Origin of the sequence: Paenibacillus sp. V4I7, assembly GCF_030817275.1 — a bacterium.
Taxonomy (GTDB): Bacteria; Bacillota; Bacilli; order Paenibacillales; family NBRC-103111; genus Paenibacillus_E.
In genome coordinates this window covers 1,563,560-1,576,395 of sequence record NZ_JAUSZD010000002.1, presented here as the reverse complement: position 1 = coordinate 1,576,395, position 12,836 = coordinate 1,563,560, and the positions used below count along the sequence as shown (strand labels likewise).

At 45.4% G+C, this 12,836-nt stretch carries 10 protein-coding genes and 2 pseudogenes; 5 read left to right on the top strand and 7 right to left on the bottom strand.

Features of this window, described 5'->3' with window-relative positions:
• Positions 1-170: 170 nt before the first annotated feature.
• Positions 171-1,043 (bottom strand): AraC family transcriptional regulator, encoded by an 873-nt coding sequence (locus QFZ80_RS08305; RefSeq protein ID WP_307558322.1) that lies wholly within the window; start codon positions 1,041-1,043, stop codon positions 171-173.
• Between the two features lie 143 nt (positions 1,044-1,186).
• Between QFZ80_RS08305 and QFZ80_RS08300 the strand changes: the two are divergent.
• From QFZ80_RS08300 to QFZ80_RS08290, 4 genes and pseudogenes are all read left to right on the top strand, one after another.
• A pseudogene (locus tag QFZ80_RS08300) lies at positions 1,187-2,431 on the top strand (HEAT repeat domain-containing protein); the annotation flags it as partial.
• 156 nt (positions 2,432-2,587) lie between these two features.
• Positions 2,588-2,764 (top strand): HEAT repeat domain-containing protein, encoded by a 177-nt coding sequence (locus QFZ80_RS38910; protein WP_373460386.1) that lies wholly within the window; start codon positions 2,588-2,590, stop codon positions 2,762-2,764.
• 583 nt (positions 2,765-3,347) lie between these two features.
• Entirely contained in the window at positions 3,348-3,527 is a 180-nt protein-coding gene (locus QFZ80_RS08295) for a helix-turn-helix domain-containing protein (protein WP_307558317.1), read from the top strand.
• A 95-nt stretch (positions 3,528-3,622) separates the two neighbouring features.
• Positions 3,623-4,495, top strand: a complete 873-nt coding sequence (locus tag QFZ80_RS08290; protein ID WP_307558315.1) for an AraC family transcriptional regulator — start codon at positions 3,623-3,625, stop codon at positions 4,493-4,495.
• A gap of 198 nt (positions 4,496-4,693) precedes the next feature.
• Here the strand turns inward: QFZ80_RS08290 and QFZ80_RS08285 are convergent, their stop codons facing one another.
• The 6 genes and pseudogenes from QFZ80_RS08285 to QFZ80_RS08265 all read right to left on the bottom strand — a co-directional run bounded on the left by QFZ80_RS08285 (position 4,694) and on the right by QFZ80_RS08265 (position 11,305).
• Complete coding sequence (locus QFZ80_RS08285) at positions 4,694-5,437, bottom strand: LutC/YkgG family protein (protein WP_307558313.1); 744 nt, start codon at positions 5,435-5,437, stop codon at positions 4,694-4,696.
• Positions 5,430-6,944: pseudogene (locus tag QFZ80_RS08280) on the bottom strand (LutB/LldF family L-lactate oxidation iron-sulfur protein). The gene QFZ80_RS08285 and the pseudogene QFZ80_RS08280 overlap by 8 nt, the downstream one beginning before the upstream one ends.
• Positions 6,931-7,674, bottom strand: a complete 744-nt coding sequence (locus QFZ80_RS08275; RefSeq protein WP_307558311.1) for a (Fe-S)-binding protein — start codon at positions 7,672-7,674, stop codon at positions 6,931-6,933. Before QFZ80_RS08275 ends, QFZ80_RS08280 begins: the two are co-directional and overlap by 14 nt.
• Positions 7,675-7,713: 39 nt before the next feature.
• Positions 7,714-7,899: a hypothetical protein gene (locus QFZ80_RS38905; protein ID WP_373460032.1), complete on the bottom strand. Its 186-nt coding sequence runs from the start codon at positions 7,897-7,899 to the stop codon at positions 7,714-7,716.
• Between the two features lie 19 nt (positions 7,900-7,918).
• Positions 7,919-9,979: a hypothetical protein gene (locus QFZ80_RS08270; protein WP_307558309.1), complete on the bottom strand. Its 2,061-nt coding sequence runs from the start codon at positions 9,977-9,979 to the stop codon at positions 7,919-7,921.
• A 39-nt stretch (positions 9,980-10,018) separates the two neighbouring features.
• Complete coding sequence (locus tag QFZ80_RS08265) at positions 10,019-11,305, bottom strand: hypothetical protein (protein WP_307558307.1); 1,287 nt, start codon at positions 11,303-11,305, stop codon at positions 10,019-10,021.
• Between the two features lie 137 nt (positions 11,306-11,442).
• On the opposite strand from QFZ80_RS08265, the gene QFZ80_RS08260 reads away from it, so the two are divergent.
• On the top strand, positions 11,443-12,252 hold the full coding sequence (locus QFZ80_RS08260; RefSeq protein ID WP_307558305.1) for an AraC family transcriptional regulator: 810 nt from the start codon (positions 11,443-11,445) through the stop codon (positions 12,250-12,252).
• Positions 12,253-12,836 lie beyond the last annotated feature (584 nt).

Genomic DNA, 12,836 nt, shown 5'->3' with positions numbered 1-12,836 from the left:
GTATACTCGCGGGCATGTCCATCATTTCCAAATCATCGGAATCGAGTAAGTCTCTGAAAGTGCAACAGCCGGTTAAGAGTCGCTTGACTCCTAACTGGCTGTTGTCATATCATTCGCTCCATTTTACGCCACAACTGCTTCCCTTCCTATGCTTCTTTCGTCTTCTTTCGTCATAGACCGTCTCTGTTTATTTCTCGGAATTCCCGTGGTGATAGACCGTTTATCTTGCGGAATAGCTTTGAAAAATAATGCAAAGACGAAAATCCGTGCTTGTCTGCGATCTCGGTGATGTTCAGATTCGTAAAGAGGAGGTCATCCTTCGCCCGATTGATCCTGAATTGGATGACATACTGGGTTGGTGGCAATCCGGTTGCATCTTTGAACAAATCAAAAAAGTATCCACGGCTTATGCGCAGCTCTCTGTAATAGATTTCCAAAGGCTGTAGATTGCCTTGTACCAGATCCTGATCCAATCGCTCGAGCAACTTGGACATGCGGAGATTGGGGATATGCTCCTCTTTCAGGGCAAAAGTGAGAAAAAACTCGATAAACTGCTGGAAGCTGCTCTGGATCTTTAAGCTGCGAACGTACGTCCTCTCGTTTGTATAGTAATTGTTAGTATAAAACTTCTCGAATAAATCTATCCACAGCCGCAGCTTCTCCACTTTCACATGCTCGGGTAAAGAATAAGGAAATGCAGGTCCGATCAGGGTAGATACCAGCGTGGCTGCATCATAGCAGATCATGCTCGGGTGGGTGAATTCGGCCCTACGATCTATGTAATACCAATCGAAATAACAGCAGATGTGGACCATCGGGTCTTGGCTGTCGGCAACCCAATGATGGGGCTGCCCTGCTGGTATGTACACGAGAGAGCCGGCTACCGTTTCATAAGTGCGACCATTGGTGTGAATGACACCTCTTCCCTCGCTGATCAAATATAGGGAGGAGGCATAACAGATCCGATTCTTGCTAGTCTGTCCTTTGGAGAATGGGTACCGGGTTGCAAAGTACACATAAGGATGTAAGTCGGCGAAATCCATCCATGATCACCACCTTATTCGAAAAAATTAAAATGTAATTGATATGACGATTGTACAAATAATTGACGATTTTGCAAATACAAAATAAACCGAATACTGTAGTATTTTTAAGTAAGGACGAAGATTTCTAAGGAGGATTTAACATGTTAGATACCAAGTATTTGTTGACAGATGAGCAAATGATGCAATTTATTAGCAAAGGATATCTTGTACTTCAGAACGACATGCCTCATCAACTTCATTTGAGCATCATGAACCAGATCAATCATGTTATGCATAATGAAGGCAACCCCGGCAACAACATTCTCCCCCGTGTTCCGGACATTCAGCAGCTGTTCGATACGCCAATCGTCAAGGGAGCCTTAAGCAGTGTACTTGGTTCAGACTATTACATGCATCCACATCGCCACTGTCATTACAACCAACCGGGAAATCAGACGCCGGGTGGCGGAAAATGGCACAAAGACGGCTATTGGTCTTCCATGCGCAGCCATCGACCTTGGTGGGCAATGATTTTCTATTATACCCACGATATTACCGAAGATTTAGGGCCTACAGCGATCATGCCAGGCACCCAATACTACGAAAAATTTCTCGGCGACCAAGGTGAGACGCTGCTGCCCACAGGCAAGGCGGGTACTATGATACTCGTGCATTTCGACTTGTGGCATAGAGCTTCGCTTAATGTATCAGAACTAGATCGTTATATGCTTAAATTTCAATTTCTCAGATTAAGCGCACCGGAGTTTCCGAGCTGGAATCATCAAAGCAGGGAGATGATTGTGCCGGAAGGAACACCCGCTACTCATTTGAATTTATGGCAAGACGTATGGGATTGGCTACGCGGAGAACCTACAACAAAGCAGGTTGGCACGACAACGACTGAGGAGCGATTGTTGGCATTACGGCAAGAGCTTGAGTCAGAGAACCCGACCGAACGCGGGCGGGCAGCGGACGAATTGGGGCGCATCGGAGCAGAAGCGGCTTCTTGTGCTCCCTTGCTAGGGTTTTTATTAAACGATCAAGTGGAAACGACCGCTTTGAATGCCGCCTATGCGCTAGGACAACTTGGAACTCCAGGGATCGAAATGCTGATCAAGCAAATAACGGAGGGGTCGAGCCTGACAGCGGAACGGGCTGCTTACGGATTGCAAGGAGCTGGCATTGAGGCGATTCCCGAGCTTCTCCGTGTTTTGAAGCATGAGGATGAGAAGCGAAGAGCTTTGGCGGTTTTCGTACTCGGGATGATAGGATCTTCCGAAGGTGACGTTGTGCCCTCGCTGATCTCGAGCTTGCAGGATCAGAGCGAATGGGTACGCCGGAATGCGGTTGAATCATTAGGTATGCTCAAAAATGCAGGTGACCAGGTTGTTTCGGCATTAGCGAAAGTATTGAAGGATTCTCTACTTTGTGAAACTGAAGATGCTTCAATATCGAATAATACGGAGTCCAAAAAGTCGTATGTAAGCAATCAGCCATACATTACCAACAAGGTCGGATATACTGCAGCACTTTCACTGCTGCGCACCGGTAATGCTGGCGATGTGAAGGAAGCTGTCCGCTCCTTGGAGCAAGCGCTTTACAGCAAAGACCGTTACGTCAGAGCTTATGCAGCGGAAGCACTCACCCATCTGCGAACGGAGGAAGCGGTCGATATCTTGATTCGATATTACCGCACTTCCCGCTGGTGCCCGGATACAAGTAAAGTCAGTACTTTCTAAGGACCCGATTACGAACTCAGCGGAGTTGTCCTACAAGTAGGTAAATCTACTTGAGGGCAGCCCTTTAGGTTCTCTTGAACTTATGGAACATTCGAATTGTATTCAGCATGAAATGAATGCTTCCATTGGAGATTTTCCAATGGAATCGCCTCTCATGCTTCGAAATTCGCATTTATATTGGAAATATTCCAATGGAAATGGCTTCCAGGCTTTCAACTCCTTACTTCCACTGGATTTTATCCAATGGAAGTAGCATTCAGCCTTCGAAATTCATCAAGCAAAAATTACATCATTCGCTCCATTTTACGCCAAAGCTGCTGCCCTTCCCGGGCAAATTGTTATCTATTGCACAGATGGCGAAGGATGGATCGAGCTTGAAAACCGTAAACCGCTGCAATTATTAGCCCGGCATTTGGCTGTAATACCTGCAGGCTTACCAAAGGGAGAACTATATGGAAAGCGCCATCCGGTAAATGAACGACCATTTGGATGTTTCCATTACACTCGCCGATTTAGCCAAGCATACTGGGGTATCCAAACAGCATTTGATTTTTTATTCAAGAAGGAGACTGGATTTCCGCCAGTGGAGTACTTTTTACGTCTCAAAATACAAAAAGCGAGCCAAATGCTCGACTTGACCGCCCTCGCGATCAAGGAAATCGGAAACGCGATCGGCATAACCGATGCTTACTACTTCTCCAGACTCTTTAAGAAAATGATGGGGGTTTCCCCAACCGAATATCGCAAAATTCCAAAGGGGTAACGATGTACCTAAGAATAGACCCTACATAATTGTGCACGATATGTCGGATGGATACATGCAATTCCTGCTATTCTTTTGATAAAGGAGGTCAGAAAATGGATTTGCTCAAAAACATGAATGGTGCTTTAAAGTATATGGAAGAAAATCTTACGAACGATATTGATTTTAAAGAAATAGCAAGAAGGGCTTTCTGCTCCGAATACCATTTTAAAAGGATGTTTTCCTTTCTTGCAGGTATTTCGCTATCGGAATACATCCGCCGTAGACGTCTTACTCTTGCAGCATTTGAGCTTAAAGGCAGCAGTGTAAAGGTCATTGACATTGCAGTGAAATACGGGTACAACTCACCAGATTCTTTTGCAAGAGCTTTTCAAAATTTGCATGGTATTGCACCGTCAGAAGCCAGAAATAATGGCCATTCACTTAAAGCCTATCCACCAATGACCTTCCAGTTATCTATCAAAGGAGGAAATGAAATGATCTATCGAATTGAAGAAAAAGAGGCATTTCGCATTGTTGGAATTAAGAAAAGAGTTCCTATCCAATTCAACGGGGTTAATCCGGAGATTGCGTCTATGTGGAAAAGTTTAGATGGCGAAACGATCAATAACCTCAAAAAACTTTCTAATGTCGAGCCTATGGGACTGCTTAGTGCATCCACAAACTTTTCTGAGGGCAGGATGGAGGAAAAAGGGGAGTTTGATCACTATATTGGCGTAGCAACAACGAAGGAGTGTCCAGATAACCTAACACAGCTGGATGTTTCTGCCTCAACATGGGCTGTATTCGAAGCAATCGGACCATTTCCTGATACACTACAAAGTGTATGGGGACGCATTTATTCCGAATGGTTTCCATCCTCAAACTATGAATCAATAGAAGGTCCAGAAATCCTGTGGAATGAGAATAAAGATGTAACCTCACCAACTTTTATAAGTGAAATATGGATACCGATTTTGAAAAAGTAATTACGGATTGAAGCAATGAAGGAGGGTTCTTTTGAACCTTGCAACAAAGGAATTGCACAGTTTCATAAATAAATGTAAAACGGAGCCCGCAAACCCTGAAGTGACCCGCGTGGCTCCGTTTATTTTGCCCCCTACTATTCTCGAGACTGTTGAAAATAACCGCTTCCGATCCTAGCGCATTGATTTTTATAAAGGCTTTTATTCAATTATAAGTGCATATACAATACTTGGGCCATCAACACCGATGGTTAAATCATTCTCAATATCAGCGAAACGACTGGGACCAGAGATAAAATGAATACCTGCGGGCATGTCCGTCATTTCCAAATCATCGAAAGGCCGGAGCACTTCACCCAAACTTGTCTTTAGTCGCTCCACAGGTATGATAGCGATAAGCGTTGTGGGCAGCAAGCTGACACTTCTTCCCCTAGTCGGGGCTGAAGTAATAACAAGCGAACCTGTATAAGCAATTGCATGCTCAGCCGCTATAACACCAATGTCGGCTCCTGCGGCGAAAGCGATGAGTTCATCTTTGCCATCGCAATCAACTCCGAAAGCATTCCAAACCGTGATGTCAATTTCTTTATCCGTAAGTGCAGCTCCGAGGGATTCTAGCTCGGGTTGATCTTGGATGATCAAGTGCTTTGCTTGTGTCTCTTCAATGAAATGTTCAATAAAGGCTTCGGCTTCAGCCATTCCTATCAATCGTTTTGCATGGCCACCAGCCTTATGCCAGTTCGACATAAATAATTGAATGCGTCCTTCAAGAGGCAGATCCACTTGATCCCAGAATTCAGGAGCCCCCTTCATGCTGTGTACCGGAGCTGTTTGCAAAGGCTTTGATCTTCCTAGCCGTGCAGCAATATTTTCGAAAAATGATGCCTGGTCCTTGCGTGCTTCCACTTCTAGCTTCTGGAGAAAAGCCGTATCTGATTTAGCCATGATGATTTCCTCCTCCCTCTTTACGAGCAGCCACAAGGATCTCCATTCGCGCTTTCATCACCGAATCAAGTTCAGGAAATGTGCCTTCCAATCCCTGCTCAATGTCCTTCCAAGATTCACGGAACGTCTTCTTAGCCAGGCTTGGCGCATAGCGATACGAATTCCAACCTTTTAAAGGGCCTATTTTGGCTTTAATATGTCCATCACGGACTAACAATTTCTGCCCAATGCGCCCAAACTTGATTAATGCTTTAACTCGCTTGGCATCTGACATCAACAAGTTAAAGCCTTTCATTCCGGCTTTTTCCACGAGATCGGTCGCCCCGCGCTCCACTTTACGCTGACGCAAGTAAACCAGCATATCGTGCAGCGGAATCTTCACTGGACACGCCTCATAACAGGCCCCACAAAGACTTGATGCACTTGCAATGTCATCCCATTGGTCGACATTTTTATTCAGTGCAGGTGTCAGTACAGCACCTATGGGTCCGCTATACACACCACCGTAAGCATGACCTCCAATATGACGATACACCGGACAAGCGTTAAGGCAGAGGCCGCAGCGAATGCAATTAAGCAGCTCCTGGAATTGTGGGTCTCCGAGCTGCAAGGAACGTCCATTATCCAAGATGATGACGTGCATTTCTTCCGGACCATCCCCATCCTGCTCACGCTGGGGTCCCGATATGACAGACATATATACCGTTAGCTTTTGACCAGTAGCTGAACGAGGGAGTAGTGTCGCCATCACTTCGAGATCGTCCAAGGTGGGGATGATACGCTCCATACCTATAAATGTAATTTGCGTTTTAGGGATGGTGCTCACCATCCGCGCATTCCCTTCATTCTCGAAAAGAACGATTGAGCCCGTCTCTGCAATAGCAAAGTTGCATCCCGTCATGCCGATATCGGCTTCCAGAAATTTCTCCCGCAGTTTTCTGCGTACATAACCAGCCAAAATACCGGTGTCAGGCGCGAGCTTCTCCCCCGCATCCTCAGAGAGCAGTTCAGCGATCTGATACCGGTTCTTATGAATAGCCGGAATGATAATATGCGAAGGCGTTTCACCAGCAAGTTGGATTATATATTCGCCAAGGTCCGTCTCTATAGCCTCGACCCCGATTTGTTCAAGCGCATGGTTCATATGCAGTTCCTCAGATACCATCGACTTGGATTTCACAACACTCTTGGCTTTCTAGTGTTCAGCAATTAGCATCGTCAAACGAACAGCATCAGCTGCATCAGAAGCGAAGTGTACGTGAACGCCTTGAGCTCTTGCATTTTCTACAAATCGAGCTAAGTAGTAGTCTACGTGAGCAATCGTATGCAGACGAATCTGCCTGCCGCGCTCCCGCCACTCTTCCCAGTTCCCGTGTTCTTCCGTGGCAGCCAGCTTCCCGTTCTTGAGCCGCTCGGTTGTGAATTTAACTGCATTACGCAAGAATTCATTATTCAGAGCGACTTTCGATCTTTCTTTGACGGTCCCGCTTCCTTTATTTTCGCTCATGCGCCAGCTTCACTCCTTCAGCTAGTAATTCCGCTAAATGCATGACCTTCACGGGTTTTCCACGGTATGATAAATTTCCAGCAATGTTCATCAAGCATCCCATATCCAGACCCACCAGCACTTCAGCTTCCGTCTCCATTACATGATCGGATTTCTCAGACACCATGGCACCGGAAATATCACACATTTTCACAGCAAACGTGCCCCCAAACCCACAGCAATCCTCTGCATGCGGGAGTGGTACCAGTTCCATGTCACGAACATGCTGCATGAGCAGCTTTGGCTCCTCTTTTACGCCTAATAACCGACTACCGTGACATGAAGGGTGATAGGTAACTTTGTGAGGAAACATAGCTCCCAGGTCGGAAACACCCAGTACTTGAACGAGGAACTGCGTAAATTCGTATGTTTTCTCAACAAGACGGTTCGCCTTAGCCAAATTCACAGGATCATGCTCAAAAAGCTTCGGATAATAATGATGGATCATACTCGTACATGAACCAGATGGCGATATGACAAAATCACTGTCATCAAAAGCCTCAAGTAGTGTTAATGCCGCCCCCCTCGCTTCATCCCAGTAACCGCTATTGAAAGCTGGCTGACCGCAGCATGTCTGCCCGCCAGGAAAATCCAATTTCACTCCGTATCTAGCCAAGAGCTTAACCATGGATTCACCTACAACGGGATATACTAGGTCGCTTAAACATGTGATGAATAGAGAAACTTTCATGATCTTCCCTTCCTAAAGCGATAGCAAATAGCCTTCTCGTTACTTGCGAGCTAACTTGGTAATACGGCCGAATTGCGTCCACTCCGCCACATAGACATTGTGCTGTGAATCGACACAAATGCCATGTGGTGAGCTGAACTTATCGGATCGGAAATAATCAAGCGGTAGATTTGGCCAACCTGTTTGCTTGTAGGCTTGTTGATCTTCACCAAGATGAGTAATCAAACGATCGTTGGTTATAAATCTAAGCCTGCTCTAATGAGAAATGAAGCTTGATTTCCTTCTGAGCATCCTTGCTACTCCATTGCGCGAGACGATAGTTGCCATTTCGATTCGGCATCAACCCAGGAAGAAGCTCAAGTTCGACATCGCCAGTTTCACCATCTGGCTGAATAACATAAATGGCATTCGAATACAAGACGAAAAGCTTATTCCCATCCACACGGATGACCGTCTCATCGGTTCCGTTCGTCACGAGCACCGGAACCGTTACACCAATTGCGGATAATTCCGTATCCTCTGCAGCCTCCACCGACCATGCCGTTGTCACGCCATCGTGTGCAATGCGATAAGATTCCGTGATCGCCGCTACACCCTCGATGCCAGGCCTTGGCATCAAATCACCGATAGCACGTAAAATGACTGGGTGTTGATCCTCATCCGGTGAACGCAAATCCATGTCGTTTATTAGCTGAAGTCTCGTAGACTCGTAGCGTAGTTTGAAAGATAGCACATCGCTATTTCCATCCCCACTTTCAAGCAAAGCATTCCAATGCAGCTTTTCAGGATTAGTCGGCTCCCCGTCCTCATTCAAGGAATGAAACGTTTCATGCTTTCTTCTGCCATAGTTAGCTAACCTGTGCCACGTACCGTGTGCATCCCTCCATGTCAAGCCTATAGCTGCTGGCGTATGGGGGCGCGGAATGATTTGTTTAGCCACAAAATAATTCAAATGAATATTGCCGTTGAGCCCAGCTATCCCCATCGAGAGCGCCGTTTCCTCTAGATATTCCGCTTTATGGAGCCGCACCCATCCGGTTGCGTCATGACCCATTTGCGCGGCAGTATCCATAACGAGGTGATAAGCACCTTGCTCTGGTCCCGTAGTGGCATAGATCCGGTTGAAGGATTTAATTGGCACTACATATCCGCCCAAATCGGCCGGTGTTGCCTTTTCGGAAATGCTCTCGTCAGCACTTTCAAAGCATGAAGCTGCAATTTGAGCGGCATACAAGCTGTACGTCGAATAATAGGCATAGAACTCCCAACCGTTTCGGAGCCCGCTATCAAACCGATTTTTCAACAACCGAAATTGGGTGGGATCCTCTATCCAGCGCAGAATGGATTGTAGTGCTTTGCGTGCAGCTCGTTTAAAGATACCTGCCCATTCTTGATCTCCTTCTTTGGCATAAAGCGAGGCTTCCCGTTCACACAGATTGGCAAAGGTCAGTTCATTCCAAATAATCTGGTTACTCCTGCCTCCGCAGCTCGTTCCACCGGTGGTAGACTGCATAAACAGCATCGTTTGAGCACCTTTGCGAAGTTGCCTTTCTAGAAATGTCTTCCATTCGCCGTTATAACCGGCATCTAATAACCCGCTAAGCTGTTGACGCGCAGCCAAATCATAGGCGACCGGAATATTCGGATCGCGGTATAGCCCTTCACGCGCAAAACGCGGCATTTGCGGTTTCAAATACTTATCAATGAAAGCCATAGAGTCCGTGAACCCTTCATTTAGCCTCATCATTTCGCCATGCATGGCATAAGTAGCCCAGTTACGTATGGTACGAATGTCTGGAAAACTTCGAACCGTTTGGCAATACGTTACCTCAGGCTCAACGTTGGACAAACTCGCTTTCCAGCTATCGCTCCGCTCCTTATCTACTATCGGTGCCAAAAGCTGATACGCCCTAACCAGCATGTGCGTAGTGAAATCGGCATGATCGTCAGGGACTTTATTCTCTCCCAAACAGGTACTGGCCCAATCCATCGCGAGCAAAATCTGTTCTTTGAGATCCTTGCAGCGATCGTTTGCTAGTAGAATAGCCCCAGCTTTTACAAATGCAGCGGTTGCATATTCGTGTTCGTTCCCATCGCCTGGATCCAGTATCCCCCCGTATTCACTTAAGCATGGGGCGAATTGACGAATTCGCGCTTCGGAAAAGTCCAAATATTTGTCTCGAGTTAATCCAGTTTCTTCGAGATTTTCTAAATCGCCTTTTTGTTTAAACGCGTCGATATCTTGCTGAATCGAGTTTACCCCGGATAAGCTTTCTAAATAGTCCAGTTCGTTCGCTGTAAACATGCTGTACCTCCGATAATTTGTCCTGTCACCTTACATATCTCAATAGTCTCCGGCAAAAAAGTTCTTCGTTTCCTTACCCTCGTTTGCATAACGAGCCATAAATGCGTTTCGCTTTTCCGAAGTTAGGTCGGCCGCTTGCTGAGCTTGGGTACTATCTCCATTATATTGATGGTCAATGACCCATTTCTGTCCAAAGCCGGCATGAACGACTTCATCCGCCCAATCAAAGTCCTGAAAGGTGGTCATTAAGGAGTCCTTCACAACGTCGCGGCAAAATTCCCATTCCTCCCGTTTCCCCGGAGGATATTTCATCGCTGATTTTTCGATAGCAATCGTTAAATGGGTATAAGCCTCCTCGATGCTAAACAGATTCTGGGTCATATCATACCAGCCTGTCCAGTTAGCTGACTCATAAATGTTGAAACCGTGGATTCGCAATGCAGCTTCTCCAAACCAGGAATGCCGGATTTCATCCCATAAATGACGAGCGGTATCATAATAAAATAACCATGGCTTCCCTTCGGAAGCAAAGTGAACACAGGCAACGGCTTCCGCCGGGGTCATTTCATTAAAACGGGTGAACATCATTCTTTTAAACCGTCCTGCATCACTATCTTCAAAAGTAACGTCCGTAAATTTGGCAACGGTTTTTTTGAAACGACTGTCACGCGTACTCGACTCCGGTAATTCAAACGATGTGGAAGCGACTTCAAGTGTAGGGTCCAGTTCTTTACGCTCTCCCAGGCCATTTACGCCACCGGCAGCTAGCAAGTAATCCTTCATACAAGCTTTCCAATTCTCTGCCTGCGTGCGTTCTTCCTCATTTGTCTGCTCGGAGATGGCACGAATGGCCTCTAACCCCCACTGGACTTGATTTTCTCGATCCATCAGTTGATGTCTCAGCATATGAATGGTTGGATAATCGGCGATTGGCTGAGCTAGAGAGAGATAATCTTGAATGGCTTCGATCTGCGCCGGTTTGATGACCTCAAACATCGCCGTGAGCAAGGTCAAGGTATTTCCTGAATCCAGCAATTTGATCATGGTACGCTCAAGAAACGGATCTGGACATTTATCAAAAGCGACCGTACTCATACGCATCTGCTTGCATCGATTGCGAAATTGATCATAGTGGCTGGCATCTTCCCAGACCATTCTTCCTAAAGCGCCTTTGATTTCATATTCTGGCCTTGCGATCATATGACCCGCTTGAATTCTCATCAATTGTCGATCGATATAAGCAATTCTTTGCAATCTTTTTGCTGATTCAGCCACAGATAATCCTATTCTGTCCCAGTCTTCGATCTCCATAAACGGTTTCATCATATGTCATTGCCCCAATTCATTTATATTATTTTACCTTTAATATAAATTCAGTTTATCTAATAAATGTGATAAAATAAATGCACTATAGCAGTCAAACATTTACACTATACTACATAAATTTAAAGGAGCGGACCTCTGTGACTATACTACCATTATCACTTGAACTAGGTTTATCATATGGCAAAATCACTTGCGAAGATTCGTGGAAATGGGATAGGATCGATCGCCCCTTCGAAGATTGCGATTTGTGGTATGTATGGAGCGGTGAAGGCGAGATGCTTCTAAACGGGCATACGTATGCACTTTCCCGGGGCAGTTGCTTTCTGTTTCGTCCGGGTGACCTTACTTTGGCTAAACATAATCCGCATAAACCGCTAACCATCACATATATTCATTTTCCGTTTCCATCCTTAGAAGTCGATTTGCCGGATGCTTACCGGATCGTTTCGGACTCTTTTATGTTCGAAACCATGTTGAATCGATACGTGGAAACGCTTCTCAATCCAAGGTTTGGTAGTATAGAAGAAGCCAAGCTAATGTTAAATTTGCTGCTCATTTATTTAAACCGTGACGATCTGGATGGTCATTCAAAGGAAACTTCGGCGAGCCATCATCTTGAACAACCCATTCGGGAGGTAGCTAGTTTTATTCGGCAAAATCCCAGCATGTCACATAGCATGGAAAATCTAGCTGAACGCGCCCAACTATCTCCCCGATATTTTTCCATCAAATTCAAAGAAATCATGAAGGTCACGTTAGAAATTTTCATCATTCAAACAAAAATTGAACGGGCCGAACATCTTTTGCGCTTTAGCGGCATGAAAGTGACGGAAGTAGCGGAAGCATTAGGCTACCGTAACATTTATTTTTTCAGTAGACAGTTCAAGCAATTTACGGGAAAGAAAGCTTCAGATTTACGTAAAAGTACATCTTCTGAACTTCCATAACTGATGGAGCGACATCCCAAGAAAGCAGCCAATTGCCAAGTTTTCCAGCTTGTGACCGCTCTTCGATTTGATGTTCTTTATACCCTTATCGTACTTCATAACTTGGCTGTAAAGTTTCGCTGGTTTTCACAATTTTGTTGATATTTTGCATACATGATCCATAAAGAAAAAAAGCCGGACTGGAGTATGATAACTCCAATCCGATATTCACCTCATTTCAAAACGAAACTCGGAAATGATCTCCCGTTCCACCTGCGTGCGATTCAACACGATTCGGTAAAATGGAGTCCCTGTTTTATATTGCGAATCCTGATTCCTGAGGCTGTACGGAGCAATCCATGACAATATGAACGTTATCTTCTGAAATTTGGCTGTATGCAATCTCAGACCGGTATGATTTTCCGAACCCTTGTCTACAGCCATCTATAATTGGAACCGAATGTCCATGAGATCCTGCATTGATCATCTCGTATCGATAGCTTGGTTGGAAATACTGCTATCGACATGTATGTCTGGATTTCGTTTTTTTGACAATAAAATTAAACCTTTTGAAGTATTCGACCAAATCAGCATGTACTCATATT